15 protein-coding genes are annotated in these 14326 nt (G+C 64.0%); 2 read left to right on the top strand and 13 right to left on the bottom strand.

The window, feature by feature from the left end:
- Positions 1 to 4: 4 nt before the first annotated feature.
- The 3 genes from plsX to FJ492_RS06740 form a co-directional block, all read right to left on the bottom strand.
- Positions 5 to 1075, bottom strand: coding sequence for a phosphate acyltransferase PlsX (gene plsX / locus FJ492_RS06750; protein ID WP_140506491.1), 1071 nt, complete (start codon positions 1073 to 1075; stop codon positions 5 to 7).
- Positions 1076 to 1188: 113 nt separating this feature from the next.
- Positions 1189 to 1737, bottom strand: coding sequence for a DUF177 domain-containing protein (locus FJ492_RS06745; RefSeq protein ID WP_140506493.1), 549 nt, complete (start codon positions 1735 to 1737; stop codon positions 1189 to 1191).
- Positions 1738 to 1740: 3 nt separating this feature from the next.
- Positions 1741 to 2283 carry a ubiquinol-cytochrome C chaperone family protein gene (locus FJ492_RS06740; protein WP_140769133.1) on the bottom strand — a complete coding sequence of 181 codons (543 nt, stop codon included), beginning with the start codon at positions 2281 to 2283 and terminating at the stop codon, positions 1741 to 1743.
- 114 nt (positions 2284 to 2397) lie between these two features.
- Between FJ492_RS06740 and FJ492_RS06735 the strand changes: the two genes are divergently transcribed.
- A complete protein-coding gene (locus FJ492_RS06735; protein ID WP_140506497.1) occupies positions 2398 to 2910 on the top strand; it encodes an outer membrane protein assembly factor BamE in 513 nt (170 codons plus the stop codon).
- Positions 2911 to 3276: 366 nt separating this feature from the next.
- On the opposite strand, the gene FJ492_RS06725 is transcribed toward FJ492_RS06735, so the two are convergent.
- The 5 genes from FJ492_RS06725 to FJ492_RS06705 all read right to left on the bottom strand — a co-directional run bounded on the left by FJ492_RS06725 (position 3277) and on the right by FJ492_RS06705 (position 9450).
- Positions 3277 to 5418, bottom strand: a complete 2142-nt coding sequence (locus tag FJ492_RS06725) for a sodium-translocating pyrophosphatase (RefSeq protein ID WP_140506499.1) — start codon at positions 5416 to 5418, stop codon at positions 3277 to 3279.
- Positions 5419 to 5656: 238 nt separating this feature from the next.
- Positions 5657 to 6406 carry an ABC transporter permease gene (locus tag FJ492_RS06720; protein ID WP_140506501.1) on the bottom strand — a complete coding sequence of 250 codons (750 nt, stop codon included), beginning with the start codon at positions 6404 to 6406 and terminating at the stop codon, positions 5657 to 5659.
- Positions 6403 to 7341: an ABC transporter ATP-binding protein gene (locus FJ492_RS06715; RefSeq protein WP_140506503.1), complete on the bottom strand. Its 939-nt coding sequence runs from the start codon at positions 7339 to 7341 to the stop codon at positions 6403 to 6405. Before FJ492_RS06715 ends, FJ492_RS06720 begins: the two co-directional genes overlap by 4 nt.
- Positions 7338 to 8501: an ABC transporter permease gene (locus FJ492_RS06710; protein WP_140749532.1), complete on the bottom strand. Its 1164-nt coding sequence runs from the start codon at positions 8499 to 8501 to the stop codon at positions 7338 to 7340. The genes FJ492_RS06715 and FJ492_RS06710 overlap by 4 nt, the downstream gene beginning before the upstream one ends.
- A gap of 37 nt (positions 8502 to 8538) precedes the next feature.
- Complete coding sequence (locus tag FJ492_RS06705) at positions 8539 to 9450, bottom strand: ABC transporter substrate-binding protein (RefSeq protein WP_140769131.1); 912 nt, start codon at positions 9448 to 9450, stop codon at positions 8539 to 8541.
- Positions 9451 to 9668: 218 nt separating this feature from the next.
- Between FJ492_RS06705 and FJ492_RS06700 the strand changes: the two genes are divergently transcribed.
- A complete protein-coding gene (locus FJ492_RS06700; protein WP_140506581.1) occupies positions 9669 to 10241 on the top strand; it encodes an NADPH-dependent FMN reductase in 573 nt (190 codons plus the stop codon).
- A 14-nt stretch (positions 10242 to 10255) separates the two neighbouring features.
- Here FJ492_RS06700 and FJ492_RS06695 read toward each other — a convergent pair whose 3' ends face one another.
- From FJ492_RS06695 to ribD, 5 genes are all read right to left on the bottom strand, one after another.
- A complete protein-coding gene (locus tag FJ492_RS06695; RefSeq protein ID WP_140506509.1) occupies positions 10256 to 11467 on the bottom strand; it encodes an MFS transporter in 1212 nt (403 codons plus the stop codon).
- Positions 11464 to 11964 carry a transcription antitermination factor NusB gene (nusB, locus tag FJ492_RS06690; RefSeq protein WP_015318243.1) on the bottom strand — a complete coding sequence of 167 codons (501 nt, stop codon included), beginning with the start codon at positions 11962 to 11964 and terminating at the stop codon, positions 11464 to 11466. Before nusB ends, FJ492_RS06695 begins: the two co-directional genes overlap by 4 nt.
- Positions 11961 to 12455 carry a 6,7-dimethyl-8-ribityllumazine synthase gene (ribH, locus tag FJ492_RS06685; protein WP_140506511.1) on the bottom strand — a complete coding sequence of 165 codons (495 nt, stop codon included), beginning with the start codon at positions 12453 to 12455 and terminating at the stop codon, positions 11961 to 11963. Before ribH ends, nusB begins: the two co-directional genes overlap by 4 nt.
- 109 nt (positions 12456 to 12564) lie before the next feature.
- Positions 12565 to 13182, bottom strand: coding sequence for a riboflavin synthase (locus FJ492_RS06680; RefSeq protein WP_140769129.1), 618 nt, complete (start codon positions 13180 to 13182; stop codon positions 12565 to 12567).
- A gap of 6 nt (positions 13183 to 13188) precedes the next feature.
- Entirely contained in the window at positions 13189 to 14325 is a 1137-nt protein-coding gene (gene ribD / locus FJ492_RS06675; RefSeq protein ID WP_140769127.1) for a bifunctional diaminohydroxyphosphoribosylaminopyrimidine deaminase/5-amino-6-(5-phosphoribosylamino)uracil reductase RibD, read from the bottom strand.
- Position 14326 lies beyond the last annotated feature (1 nt).

Raw genomic sequence — 14326 nt, 5'->3', positions numbered from 1 at the left:
TTTCCTATTCCTTTGCGTCGGTAACGACGTCGGATTTCCTAGATGTCAGGGCATGCGGGTTGCGCGCATGAAACAGATCGAGGTCGGCCTCGATGCGGTCGAGCAGATTGTTGCGCACCATGTCGTAGCCGAGTTCGATCGCCGCGGCGAAACCGTCCGAATCGGCGCCGCCATGGCTTTTGACGACGATGCCGTTCAGCCCCAGGAACACGCCGCCATTCGAGCGGCCGACATCCATCTTTTCGCGCAGGCGGTCGAAGGCGCCCTTGGCGAAGACATAGCCGATCTTGGCCATCAGGGTGCGGCTCATCGCGGCGCGCAGATAGCCACCTATCTGGCGCGCGGTGCCTTCCGCCGTCTTCAGCGCGATGTTGCCGGCGAAGCCTTCCGTCACCACAACGTCGACCGTGCCCTTGCCGATGTCGTCGCCTTCGACAAAGCCATGGTAGTTCATCGAGGCCATGTTGGCTTCGCGCAACATGCGCCCCGCTTCCTTGACCTCCTCCTGGCCCTTGATCTCTTCCACGCCGACATTGAGCAGCCCGACCGTGGGCCTGGCGACGCCGAATACGCAACGCGCCATGCCGGTGCCGAGAATGGCAAAATCGATGAGCTGGTGCGCGTCGGCGCCAATGGTGGCGCCCACGTCCAGAACCACGCTCTCGCCACGCAATGTCGGCCACAATGCCGCAATCGCCGGACGTTCGATGGTGGCCATGGTGCGCAGGCAGAATTTCGACATCGCCATCAGCGCGCCGGTGTTGCCGGCGGAGATGCATGCATCCGCGGCGCCCGACTTGACGGCCTCGACCGCTTTCCACATAGACGATTTCCAGCGGCCATGGCGCAGCGCCTGGCTCGGTTTGTCGTCCATCCTGACCGCGATCTCGCAGTGGAAGAACTCGCTGACCTCAGCCAATTTGGGAAACTTGGCGAGTTCCGGGCGCACCAGTTCCTCACGTCCATAGATGACGAAGCGGATGTCGGGACGGCGGGTCGCGACCGTCATGAGCGCTGGAATGACCACGGTTGGTCCGTGATCGCCGCCCATGGCATCGATGGAAATCCTGATCACGCGGTATTCATCTCACGGTTAGGCGGCAAGTCGTTTTAGCGGTCGCAAAGGTTCGGCGAAAATAGCGGTTTTAGGCTGCCGCACAACCGACTTTTCCGTCGCGGGCAAGGTTTTCAGGATTTTCCCAGCAAGGATCGCAGTTTTTGCTGAAATTCATTCTCGGCCGATCCGGTGTCGTCACCGGCACCAAGCGAGGCGCCGGGCTTGCGCGGATAGGGGTCGATCGCCAATCCGAAGAACTGTTCGGCAAGCGCCCCGACATCGATGGTGTCGCCTGAAAATGTCTCGGGACTGTCGGGCCCGTCGGCGTCGAGCAGAATCTCGCCGGCGCTTTCGAATCCCTGCCGTCCGAGCTTGGAGTCCTCAGGCAAGAGCAGTGCCTCGACCGGTTCGTCGATATGCGCCTGGACGGGGTCGAGCGTGACGATGCAGGCCTGGGTGATGTCTGCCTCGACACGGCCGCTGACCTTAACGCCATTGCGCTTCCACGACGTAACGAGCAGTTCGGCGCGATAGGCTTCGACCGACAGCAGCCCGTGCGCCTCGGCGAGTGCGGCGCGCTGCGCGGGGTCGGCCTCGATCACCACGGGCAGCCCCTTTTGCGGCAGCCGGGCGACATTGGCGAAAAAGGATACCGGACTCTGCATATCCGCGTGTTTCATCGATTAGCCTCCGTTGGCCCCTGGAAATGCCACAGTGCCGCCAACGATCGATTCGGTCGGCTGCGCACTCAGCTGCCGGCTGGCATCGGCGACATACCCGGCCAAACGGGACGCTTCCGGCCAAGCGCCGGCGTCGGGACGGACATTACGGGTAAGTGCCGCGGTCAGACTATCATGATCGTTTCGTTCCAGCGCATCATCATAGGCGGCGGTGCGGCCATAGAACATCCTCGCCAGTTTCTTCATGCGTTTTGGCACGCCCACGTCGCCAATGCCCAGTTCCCGCAGCGAATGATCGACGTCGAGGAAGAACTCGTCGATCAGCACCTGCGCGATCTCCTGCGCCACGCCGTCCTCGCCGCGCAAGCGGTGCTGGACCAGGAACATGTGCAGCGAAAGCATCTCGAAACGGCCAAGCGGCGTGTCAGGCACATTCCAGTGGGAATAAAAAACAGTCTGCCGCGCCGCCGCCACGATTTGTGCGTAGAGCGCGTCGGTGATGGTGCGGTTGGCGTGGCGTTCGCGGCCAAAAAGGCGCTGGAACATGGGGATGGTCTCCGGGGACCGTTTGTTGAATTGGCCTTGTTGCATCGGCAAGCAAGCTGGTTTACCGGTTTTGCGGCCCAGCGCAAGTTGCGGCGATGGAATGGAGAATTGTTGTTGCGCGCGCTGAATTTCAAGTCGACTTTCACTTTCAGGCCTGCCGGTGCGATCTCGCTGCTGGCTATCGTAGCGGCGCTGTCTGCATGCCACACCAATAAGATGATCGGCGACCTCAGTCCGAGCGAGACGTTCACGCAAGGCTACGTCCTCGATCAGCAGGCGATCGATTCTGTGCCGGTCGGTTCCAGCCGCGAGCAGGTGCTTCTGGCGCTCGGCACGCCGTCAACCACGGCGACTTTCGACAACGAGGCGTTTTACTATATCTCGCAGACGCGCAAGCGCTACGTCGCCTTCGACAAGCCGAGGCTGGTCGACCAGAAGGTGCTGGCGGTCTATTTCGGCCCGGACAGCCGCGTCACCCAGATCGCCAAATACGGCTTGAAGGACGGTAAGATTTTCGACTTCATTTCGCGCACCACGCCGACCGGCGGCAAGGACCAGAACTTCCTCAGCCAGATCATCAACGGCGCGAGCAAGCTGGCGCCCAGCATTCCCGGCGGCACCCCCTGATCCTTAGCTTCCTGCTTCCCTAGATCCTGCTTCCCTGGCTTTGGGGAACAGAAATGTCTCAGGCGGCCGAAAACCCGTGGGAGCGATCCCACGGGTTTTTGTTTGGCCGGTCCGGCTCGCCAGTGGTGGTGCAAACCCGTATCAAACCGCCAAGCTGGGGAGCTTGGACATGAGCAGTGACGACCGTGCGATGCCGGATGGCTGGACGACGACCGGGACACCCGACCGGCAGACCGTGACAGGATGAAATGCTGAAATTTTGTGGCAACCGGCGAGACACGAAATCCCGTTCCTGGTCGCAGCAACCCATCAAATGAAAAATCCGCGGGATCGCTCCCGCGGATTTTCAGATTCAATCGTTGCCGTTCAGCCGTGCGCGAGCACGGCCAGCAGCAAGAGTGCCACGATGTTGGTGATCTTGATCGCCGGGTTGACCGCAGGGCCGGCGGTGTCCTTGTAGGGATCGCCGACTGTATCGCCGGTCACCGAAGCCTTGTGCGCCTCGGAACCCTTCAGGTGCTTGACGCCGTTCTTGTCGGTGAAACCGTCCTCGAACGACTTCTTTGCGTTGTCCCAGGCGCCACCGCCCGAAGTCATCGAGATCGCGACGAACAGGCCATTGACGATGACGCCAAGGAGCGAGGCGCCGAGCGCGGCGAAGGCGGACGCCTTCGAGCCCGAGATCAACAGCACGCCGAAATAGACGACGAGCGGCGCCAGCACCGGCAGCAGCGACGGGATGATCATCTCCCGGATCGCCGCCTTGGTCAGGAGATCGACCGCACGCGCGTAGTTCGGCTTCGAGGTGCCGGCCATGATGCCCGGATCCTCGCGGAACTGCTTGCGCACCTCCTCGACGATGGCGCCCGCCGCGCGGCCGACGGCTGTCATGGCGATACCGCCGAACAGGTAGGGAATGAGGCCGCCGAAGATCAGGCCGGCGACCACGTAAGGATTGGAGAGATCGAAGGAGATTTCGCCCATGCCCTGGAAGTAGGGATATTTGTCGCCATTGGCGGCAAAGAACTTCAGGTCGTTCGAATAGGCCGCGAACAGCACCAGCGCGCCGAGACCGGCCGAACCGATGGCGTAGCCCTTGGTCACCGCCTTGGTGGTGTTGCCGACCGCGTCGAGCGCGTCGGTGGAGTGACGCACTTCCTTGGGCAGGCCGGCCATTTCGGCAATGCCGCCGGCATTGTCGGTGACCGGGCCGAAGGCGTCGAGCGCCACGATCATGCCGGCGAGGCCGAGCATGGTGGTGACGGCAATCGCGGTGCCGAACAAACCGCCGAGCTGGTAGGTGGCGATGATGCCGCCGACGATGACGATTGCCGGAAGCGCCGTCGATTCCAGCGAGACTGCCAGCCCCTGGATGACGTTGGTGCCGTGGCCGGTCACCGATGCCTGGGCGATCGAGTTGACCGGGCGCTTGTTGGTGCCGGTGTAGTATTCGGTGATCACCACGATCAACCCGGTCACCACAAGGCCGATGAGGCCGCAGATGAACAGGTTCTTGCCGGTGATGGTCATGCCGGCAACGGTGCCGACCTCGCCCCAGCCGAGCGTGGCCGAGGTGGCGACGCCGAGGCCAACGACCGATAGAAGGCCGGTCACGATCAGGCCCTTGTAGAGCGCGCCCATGATCGAGCCGTTGGAGCCGAGCTTGACGAAGAAGGTGCCGACGATCGAGGTGAGGATGCAGGCGCCGCAGATGGCGAGCGGATACAGCATTGTCGCACCGAGGACAGCGGTGCCGCCGAAGAAGATGGCGGCGAGAACCATTGTGGCGACGACCGTCACCGCATAGGTCTCGAACAGGTCGGCGGCCATGCCGGCGCAGTCGCCGACATTGTCGCCGACATTGTCGGCGATGGTGGCCGGATTGCGCGGATCATCCTCCGGAATACCGGCTTCGACCTTGCCGACCAGATCGCCGCCGACATCGGCGCCCTTGGTGAAAATGCCGCCGCCGAGACGGGCGAAGATCGAGATCAGCGAAGCGCCGAAGCCGAGCGAGACCAGCGAGTCGATGACGATGCGGTCATTGGGCTGGAGGCCGAGAAAATGGGTGAGGATGAGGTAGTAGATCGAAACGCCAAGCAGGGCCAGGCCCGCAACCAGCATGCCGGTGATGGCGCCCGACTTGAAAGCGATGTCGAGACCGGCGGCAAGGCTGTTGGAAGCCGCTTGCGCGGTACGCACATTGGCCCGCACCGAAACATGCATGCCGATGAAGCCGGCGGCGCCCGACAGAACGGCACCGATCAGGAAGCCGATGGCGGCGGTGATCGACAGCAGCCACCAGGCGAGGAGGAGCACGACGACGCCGACGATGGCGATGGTGGTGTACTGGCGTGCCAGATAGGCTTGCGCGCCTTCGCGAATGGCTGCGGAAATTTCCTGCATGCGTGCATTGCCCTGATCGGCCGCAAGGACCGAACGTGTCGCCCATATGGCGTAAAGGACAGAAAGCAAGCCGCAGGCGATGACGGCGGAAATTATGGTCATTGCCGGGTTTTCCTCGATTGTTGGCCCAAAAGAACCCCTCCCTGGGCCGTTGAGACAAAGACGGAATCCCGTGCATGGAATCCCCCTCTTCGCATCGGTGTATGCGAAACAGGGCTGCGAACGTCAAGATATGGTTCGATTTTTGCCCGGCTTTCGCCCAAAAGTCGATGCTGGCGAGTGTCCGTCGCGATCTCTCGGCGGTTAGATCGATTGAAATCGTCCCGACCATCGGGCACGGTCAGTCCGCCTCTCTGCCCATGCGCCGCGCCGCGTAGCGCTCGACGGCCGACAGTCCGTCATAGATCAGCACGGCAAGCGCCGCCACGATCAGACCGCCCTGCAGGATGAAGGCCAGATTGTTCGACAGCAAGCCGGCGATGATCACCTCGCCGAGCGTCCTGGCCGCCACCGTCGAGCCGATGGTGGCCGTGGCCAGGCTGATCACCACCGACAGCCTGATACCGCCAAGGATGATCGGCGCGCTGAGCGGCAGTTCGACCTTGGTGAGCCTTTGCCAGCCGGTCATGCCGGCGCCACGCGCAGCCTCGACGACATTGGCCGGCAACGTCGTCAGTCCGGTGAGCGCGTTCTCGAAGATCGGCAGCAGACCATAGAGAAACAGCGCGATCAGCGTCGGCTTCTCGCCGAAGCCCACCGCCGGCACGGCGAGCGCCAGCACCGCCACCGGCGGAAAGGTCTGGCCGATGTTGACCAGGCTGCGCGACAGCGGCAGGAATTCAGCGCCGGCGGGCCGGGTGACCAGGATGGCGAGCGCCACAGCGACGATGGTGGCCGCGACGGTCGCGATCAACACGGTGCGCAGATGCAGCAGCGTCAGCGTCAGCAGGCTGCCTTGATTGTAGATGACGGGAGCGTTGTTTTCGGTCAGCGGCTTCAGCAACGGCTCGAACCAACCCGGGCTGGTGGTGAAGGCAACAAGCAACACCACAAGCGCAAGCCTGAGCAGCAGAGGCAGCCAGGCTTTCATGACGGCCTCGCCGCCCGCTTGACCAGGCCGTCCACGGTGACGCGGCCGATCGGCTTGCCGTCGGTGCCCTTGACCGGCAGCGCCGGTCTGCCGGACCAGAGAAGTTCCGCGAGCGCGTCACGCTGGCTGGCGTCGCCGGGGATCGCCTCGCCTTCGGCGGCGCCCTGCTCCACCGCATCGCGCACCCGGCCCAGCGACAGCAGCCTGAATGGCCTTTCGCTGGCGCCGACCAGCGTCTCGACAAAAGCATTGGCCGGCTTCGCCAGGATCTCCGCCGGCCCTGCATATTGCACGAGCTTGCCGGCGTCCATGACCGCGATCCTGTCGCCCATGTGCACGGCCTCTTCCATGTCATGGGTAACGAGGATGATGGTGGTGCCGAAGCGCTTCTGGATCGCCAGCAAATCCTCCTGCGCCTTGGTGCGGATGATCGGGTCGAGCGCGCCGAACGGCTCATCCATCAAAAGAACGTTGGGCTCGGCGGCAAGTGCGCGGGCCACGCCGACGCGCTGCTGCTGGCCCCCGGACAGTTCGTGCGGATAGCGCGGCCCGAATTCCCGGGGGTCAAGCTGGTAGAGCGTCATCAATTCATCGACGCGGGCCTTGATGCGGGCCTTGTCCCAGCCAAGCAGCACCGGCACGGTGGCGATGTTCTGCGCCACGGTACGATGCGGAAACAGGCCGTGGCCCTGGATTGCGTAGCCGATGCTGCGCCGCAGTTCGTAACCGGGCACCGATCGATTGTCGGCGCCGTCGAGCTTGACGACGCCGGCGGTTGGTTCGACCAGCCGGTTGATCATGCGCAGCAGCGTCGTCTTGCCGGAACCCGAAGTGCCGACAATGACGCAAACCGTGCGCGGCTCGATGACCATCGAGACGTTGTCGACGACTGTCGTCGCGTCATAGCGCTTGGTGATGCCTTCGATCTCGATCATGCCGTTTCAACCCTGCGCTTGGTGGCGGTCATTTCGATTACCGCGTCGAGGATGATGGCGGCGGCGAAGGCGAGCGCCACGGTCGGCACCGCGCCGAGCAGCACCAGGTCCATCGCCGTCTGGCCGACGCCTTGGAACACGAAGACGCCAAAACCGCCGCCGCCGATCAACGCGGCGATGGTGGCAAGGCCGATGTTCTGCACCAGGACAATGCGGATGCCCGTCAGGATCACCGGAAACGCCAGCGGAAACTCGACACCGAACAGGCGCTGGCGATCGGTCATGCCCATGCCCCGCGCCGCGTCGTTGGCGGCACGCGGCACGCCGGCAAGGCCGACCACGGTGTTGGCCACCACCGGCAGCAGCGAATAGAGAAACAGCGCGACGAAGGCGGGTGCCGTGCCGATGCCCCTGATGCCGAGCGCGGCGGCTCCCGGCACATGGGTTGCGACCCAGCCAAGCGGCGCGATCAGCAGGCCGAACAGCGCGATCGAAGGAATGGTCTGGATGATGTTCAAGACGTTGAGGACGCCGGCCCGCAGGCTTTCGACACGATGGCACAGGATGCCGAGCGGCAGGCCGACGATCACGGCGGCAAGCAATGAGCCGAGCGCCAGGGTCACATGTTTGGAGCCTTCGGCCCAAAAGCTGTCGGCGCGGTTGGAATACTCCTTGAGGATCGAGAGGCTGTCCCAGCGTCCCGAAATCAGCAGCAAACCGATGGCCAGCGCCGCGACGACAAGCACGCCGACGCGCGGCCAGGGCGACAGGTTGAGCCTGGTCAGCACGTCGGCGAGCAAAAGCGTGAAGGCGAAGATGAGAATCCAGAAGCCGGAGGCCGGCGAGACCCGGGCAAAGGTATTGCCGGCCGGAGTGAGGAATGTGCCGGCGACACCGATGAGCAGCGTCAGCGCGGCAAGCGCCACGACGCTGGCTGCAAGGCGCAAGATGAGCGGCGTCCTGAACAGGGCGACAAGGGCGGCCAGTACGAGGATCGCCGAAAGCAGCGGACCGGTCATTGCCGGCAGAGCTTCGAGAATCGAGCGCGCCTGACCGGGAACGATGCGGTTGGCGCGGAAGGTGGCGAATGGTGCGAGAAACACGGCGTAAGCAGCGAGCGCGGCGATGACCACGCCGAGTTTGTCGAAGCGGATGGTCATGACGCGCCTCGCACTGACGTCACTTATCGACGCGTAGCTATTTCAAAAACCCGTTCTTCTTCAAAAAGTCCTCGGCGACGCCCTTGACCGGCTCGCCACCGACCTGCACGCGTCCATTGAGCTCCTGCAGCGTGACGAGATCGAGCTTGGCGAACACCGGCTTCAGCAGCGTCTCGATCTCCGGGTGCTCCTTCAGCACGGATTCGCGGATGATCGGCGCCGGCTGGTAGACCGGCTGCACGCCCTTGTCGTCGGTCAACACGACGAGGCCCGATGGCGCGATGCCGCCATCGGTGCCGTAGACCATGGCGGCATTGGCGCCGCTGGTCTGGTTGGCGGCCGCCGCGATGGTCGCTGCCGTGTCGCCACCCGAGAGGGTGATCAGCTGGTCAGGCTTCAGCGTGAAGCCATAGGTGGTCTGGAAGGCCGGAAGGGCTGCCGCCGAATTGACGAACTCGGCGGAGGCCGCCAGCACCACCTTGCCGCCGCCGGAGACGTATTTGCCGAAGTCCGACAGCGTGACGAGCTTGTTCTCGTCAGTCACTTCCTTGCGCAGGGCGATCGCCCAGGTGTTGTTGGCCGGCGCCGGTGACAGCCAGACGATCTTGTTGGCGTCGTAGTCGAGCTTCTTGGCCGTCTCATAAGCCTTGGCGGCGTCCTTCCACACGGGATCATCGGCCTTCTCGAAGAAGAAGGCGGCATTGCCGGTGTATTCGGGATAGATGTCGATCTCGCCGGCGGTGATCGCCTTGCGCACCACCGGCGTGCCGCCGAGCTGGATGCGATCCGTGGTCTTGATGTTGTTGGTGTTGAGGACGAGCTGGATAATGTTGCCGAGCACGCCACCCTCGGTGTCGATCTTCGAGGAGACGACGACCTGAGCGCTCGCGGAAGCCGCCGTGAGCGCGAGCGCCATTGCCGCGCTGGCCAGAACCTTGACTGAAAACATTGTGAAAACCCCTTGCTGTGAACCGGAATGCGGTGGGCGCATATGAGCATGGCTTCAATGGCCAGTCGGGGCATACGGTTTCATAAGAAGGCGGATCAGCGCAATATTTTTGTTCCAAACGCGCCGATTTCGGCGCGGCGGCAACGGCGGGCTGGCGATCGGCCGCCTTCCGGTGAATAATGCCGCGAGGGGTGGGCGGCAAACAGGGAGAGCGTGTCATGGCCATACACAAGGTCGGTTATCTCATCGGCAGCCTTGCCCGGGAATCCATCAACCGCAAGCTCGCGAAGGCGCTCGTTCAACTTGCCCCTCCCGAGCTCGAAATGACGGAAATCGGCTTCAAGGATCTGCCGCTCTACAGTTACGATTACGACGCCAATTTCCCACCGGCCGCCCAGGCTTTCAAAAAGGCGATCGCCTCCGTCCAGGCCGTGCTGTTCGTCACCCCGGAGTACAACCGCTCGATCCCCGGCGGACTGAAGAACGCAATCGACTGGGCCAGTCGCCCCTACGGCAAGAATTCATTCGCGCGCAAACCGTCCGCCGTCATCGGAACATCGCCGGGCGCCATCGCGACCGCCGTCGCCCAACAAAGCCTGCGCAGCGTTCTGAGTTTCTGCAACTCGCCGCAGATGAATGCGCCCGAAGCCTATATCCAGTTCACGCCGGGGCTGATCACGGATGAGGGCGAGGTGACGGTTGAATCCACCAAAGACTTCCTGCGCAATTATATGGCTGAGTTCCATATGTTCATAGCGCGGGTGCTTCAGGTCCTGCCGCCGGACGCATAACTTTCAAATTGGCGTCAGGCCGGCCGCAAGCTCGTTATCTTCAGCGCGCCGAGTGCCACGAAGCAAAGTGCGGCGACAGGAAAGATCATCCAGTTGAGCATCGTCCAGCCCCAGGCGTTGTAGACCATGCCCGACATCAGCGACGCGCAGGCGACGGAGCCGAACAGGACAAAGTCGTGGAAGCCCTGCACCTTGCCCTTTTCGGACGGGTTGTAGCTGGCCGCCACCATGGCGGTGGCGCCGATGAAGGCGAAATTCCAGCCGAGGCCGAGCAGGATCAGCGCCGTCCAGAATTGCCACAGCGCCAGGCCCGACAAGGCAACGACGGCACAGCCGGTCAGCAACAGCAGGCCGGTGGCGACAACGCGCTCGGCGCCGAAGCGATGGATCAGCGAGCCGGTGAAGAAGCTTGGCCCGAACATCGCCATGACATGCCAGGAGATGCCCAGCGTCGCATCGTCCTCGGACAGGCCGCAGCCAACCATGGCGAGCGGCGCGCCGGTCATGACGAAGCTCATCAGCGCGTAACTGCCGACGGCGCAGAAGAGCGCCGCTACGAAACGCGGCTTTGTGACGATTTCGAAAAGGGGTCTGGCATCGCCGTCGGCAACGTCCACCTTGCTCGCGGTCCTCGCCGGCAAGCGCAGGAACGAAAGGACGATGGCGCCGACCGCCGCCAGCGGCAGGATCGAGGCGAAAGAACCGGCAAACATGACAGGCGCAAACAATTCGCGGGTGAAGATGACGATCTGCGGCCCGAGAATGGCGGTGATGATGCCACCGGCGAGCACGAAGGAGATGGCGCGCGCCTTGAATGCCGGCGGCGCGTTGTCGGCCGCGGCAAAGCGGAACTGCTGGACGAAGGCGCCGCCGACGCCGATGACAAGCAGCGCGAACGCGAACAGCCAGAAGCTGCCGTGGAACAATGCCAGGGTGGCGACCAGCCCGCCGAGCGCGGTGACGACGGTTCCGGTCATGAAGCCGCCCCGCTGGCCGAGCCATCGGATGATGGCCGCCGCGGGCAAGGCGCCGAGCGCCACGCCGAGATTGAAGCCGGTGATCGGCGCCGTCGCCAGGGATTTGTCGGCGCCGAGCAGATATTGCCCGGCCAGCGCGCCCATGGAAATGGCGATGGGGGCGGCCGAGCCGATGATCGCCTGCGAGGCAGCTAGGATAAGCGCGGTGCGCCGCGCCTCCTTGCCCGCCTCGACGGCAATGGCCGTCATGATGCGTCCTTGCCGCGGCCCTCGCCACGCACACGGCGTGACACACGGTCGAGCACGGCGTTGACCAGCTTCGGCTCGTCCTCCTCGTAGAAGGCCTTGGCGATATCGACATATTCGGTGACGATGACCGCGACAGGCACGTCCTCGCGCTTCATCAGCTCATAGACGCCTGCGCGCAGAATGGCACGCAGCGTGGAATCGAGGCGCGACAGCGGCCAGTCGTCGGTCAGCGCCTGGCGGATAATTGGATCAATGGTCTTCTGGTTCTCTACGACGCCTGTCAGGATAGCACGAAACCATTGCGCGTCCGCCTCGCGATAGAGCGCGCCGTCGACTTCCTTGCCAAGGCGGAACGCCTCGTACTCGGCGGTGATCTCGAACACGCCACTGCCGGCGACATCCATCTGGTAGAGCGCCTGCACGGCGGCTAGACGGGCAGCACCGCGCTTGTTGGCGTGGCGCACCGCGGGCTGTCCTGGCGAAGCGGGTTCGCTCACGATCGCGCTCCCAATTGTTCCTTCAGCGCGATCATGGTCAGCGCCGCACGCGCGGCAAAGCCGCCCTTGTCGCCTTCCGAGCGTTTGGCCCGCGTCCACGCCTGTGCATCGTTCTCGGTGGTCAGGATGCCGTTGCCGATGCAGACCGAGTCCTGCACGGACAGGTCCATGAGCGCACGGCTGGATTCATTGGCGACGATGTCGAAATGATAGGTATCGCCACGGATAATGGTGCCGAGCGCGACAAAACCGTCATAGCCGGTCCCGCCTTCGGCCATGCCGTCGAGCGCGAAGGTGATCACCGCGGGAATTTCGAGCGAACCGGGAACAGTGACGACGTCGTAAGTCGCGCCCGCTTCATCGAGCGCGCTTGTCGCGCCGTCGAGCAGCGCGTCGGCAAGGTCGTCGTGAAAGCGCGCCTCAATAACAAGAAGGTGGGCCTTCGTCTTGGGACGAATGAACGCCTTGCCGTGTTGGGATGTGCCAGCCATAAATGTCTCCGGGGTCGCCGGTGACTTAGGCCGAAGCCGGTTTGATCGCAAGCGGAAGATTGTCTGCAGGCGTATCAGATTGCCGTGGGCCGGCCTGTTCCGCAGGCTATCAAAGCCCCTCTTTCGCCGCCTCCGCCAGCCGCGCCGCGTAGCGCGCCATGGTGTCGATCTCGAGATTGACGCGGTCGCCGGTCTTGCGCTCGCCCCAGGTGGTGACGGTCAGCGAATGATGGATCAACAGCACGTCGAAGCGAGTGCCCGCGACGCTGTTGACGGTGAGCGAGGTGCCGTCGAGCGCGACGGAGCCTTTCGGCGCGATGAATTTCGCCAGATGGCGCGGCGCGTCCAGCGTGAAGCGCATCGCATCGCCCTCATCCCTGCGCTCGACGATCTCGGCGGTGCCGTCGACATGGCCCGAAACGATGTGGCCGCCGAGCTCGTCGCCGATCTTCAGCGCCCGCTCCAGATTGATCCTGGTGCCCGTTTCCCAACCCGCCGCCGTCGTCAGCCTGAGCGCCTCCTCCCAGGCCTCGACCTCGAACCAGCGCGCATTCGAGCCGCTGTCGGGCAACGCCGTGACCGTCAGGCAGACGCCGCCGCAGGAGATCGAGGCGCCAATGGCGATCGTCCCGGGATCATATGCGGTGTCGATGCGCAGCCCCACCCCTTCCCGCAGCGGCTTGACGGCGGCCACGGTGCCGATATCGGTGACAATCCCGGTAAACATCGATCGCTATCCCTGAAAATCCCTGATCCATTCGGCGTAACCGTCTTCGCCGAACCGCATCTCGCGCAGCTTGCGAAAACCCACCGGGATATGGTCGGCATCGACAGGCGATGCAATGCCGTCTTCGCCGATCGCTTCCGGTCCCTGGAAAAGCACGATGCGGTCGACCAGCCCGTCGGCTAGGAAAGCGCTCGCCACCTTGGCACCGCCCTCGACCAGCACGCTTGCCATGCCGAGCGCCGCCAGATCCTCGAGCAGTTCGGGCAATGCGACGCCGCCCTCGTGCGTCTCCGTGCCGATGAAGCGCACGCCGGCGCGTTCGAGTGCCGCCCGGCGCTGCGGATCGGCCTCCAGGCAAGCCGCGACATAGAGCGGTACGCGATCGACACCGGACACCAGCTTCGAGCCCTCCGGCAGCCTAGCCTGGCGGTCGAGCACGATGCGTGCGGGTGAACGGTTCTCCAGTCCGGGCAAACGCACCGTCAGCGCCGGATCATCTTCCAGCGCCGTGCCGATGCCAACCAGGATGGCGTCCGCCTCGGCGCGCATCAGGTAGACTTCGCGGCGCGCCATGTCGCCTGTTATCGCGACCTGGCCGGCGCCTTCCATGCCGATCTTCCCGTCGCTGGAAAGCGCAAGCTTCAGGATAACTTCCGGGCGTTTTCTCAGAGAGCGAATCAAATAGCCCGCCATCTGTTCGGCAGCTTCGGTGGCCAAGACCTTTTCCACCACTTCGACACCGGCGTCACGCAGGATGGCATACCCCTTGCCGGAGACCCGCGGATCCGGATCGCTGGCAGCGCCCACGACACGCGCGATGCCGGCGTTGACCAGCGCGTTGGCGCAAGGCGGCGTGCGGCCGTGATGGGCGCAAGGCTCGAGCGTGACATAGGCGGTGGCGCCCCGCGCGAGTTCGCCGGCCTCCGCCAGCGCCTCGGTCTCGGCGTGCGGCCGGCCCCCAATCGCGGTGACGCCGGTACCCACGATCATCGGGCCTGAGCCGTCGTCACGCACGATGATGGTGCCGACGGATGGATTGGTCGAGGTGCGACCGGCGTTCTTGCGCGACAGCCGCAAGGCAGCGGCCATGAAACGGCGGTCCAGGGCCGCTTGCTCGGCCTCGCTGCGTTGCGGTGCTGCCATG

The sequence above is a fragment of the Mesorhizobium sp. B2-5-4 genome (genome assembly GCF_006441095.1).
GTDB classification, from domain to species: domain Bacteria; phylum Pseudomonadota; class Alphaproteobacteria; order Rhizobiales; family Rhizobiaceae; genus Mesorhizobium; species Mesorhizobium salmacidum.
This window is presented reverse-complemented; position numbering and strand designations above follow the sequence as displayed.

Coding starts and splice junctions, on each gene's coding strand:
- FJ492_RS06745 (WP_140506493.1), bottom strand. CDS start 1,737: ATGAAACACGCGGATATGCAGAGTCCGGTATCCTTTTTCGCCAATGTC.
- FJ492_RS06740 (WP_140769133.1), bottom strand. CDS start 2,283: ATGTTCCAGCGCCTTTTTGGCCGCGAACGCCACGCCAACCGCACCATC.
- FJ492_RS06725 (WP_140506499.1), bottom strand. CDS start 5,418: ATGACCATAATTTCCGCCGTCATCGCCTGCGGCTTGCTTTCTGTCCTT.
- FJ492_RS06720 (WP_140506501.1), bottom strand. CDS start 6,406: ATGAAAGCCTGGCTGCCTCTGCTGCTCAGGCTTGCGCTTGTGGTGTTG.
- FJ492_RS06715 (WP_140506503.1), bottom strand. CDS start 7,341: ATGATCGAGATCGAAGGCATCACCAAGCGCTATGACGCGACGACAGTC.
- FJ492_RS06710 (WP_140749532.1), bottom strand. CDS start 8,501: ATGACCATCCGCTTCGACAAACTCGGCGTGGTCATCGCCGCGCTCGCT.
- FJ492_RS06705 (WP_140769131.1), bottom strand. CDS start 9,450: ATGTTTTCAGTCAAGGTTCTGGCCAGCGCGGCAATGGCGCTCGCGCTC.
- FJ492_RS06700 (WP_140506581.1), top strand. CDS start 9,669: ATGGCCATACACAAGGTCGGTTATCTCATCGGCAGCCTTGCCCGGGAA.
- FJ492_RS06695 (WP_140506509.1), bottom strand. CDS start 11,467: ATGACGGCCATTGCCGTCGAGGCGGGCAAGGAGGCGCGGCGCACCGCG.
- ribH (WP_140506511.1), bottom strand. CDS start 12,455: ATGGCTGGCACATCCCAACACGGCAAGGCGTTCATTCGTCCCAAGACG.
- FJ492_RS06680 (WP_140769129.1), bottom strand. CDS start 13,182: ATGTTTACCGGGATTGTCACCGATATCGGCACCGTGGCCGCCGTCAAG.
- ribD (WP_140769127.1), bottom strand. CDS start 14,325: ATGGCAGCACCGCAACGCAGCGAGGCCGAGCAAGCGGCCCTGGACCGC.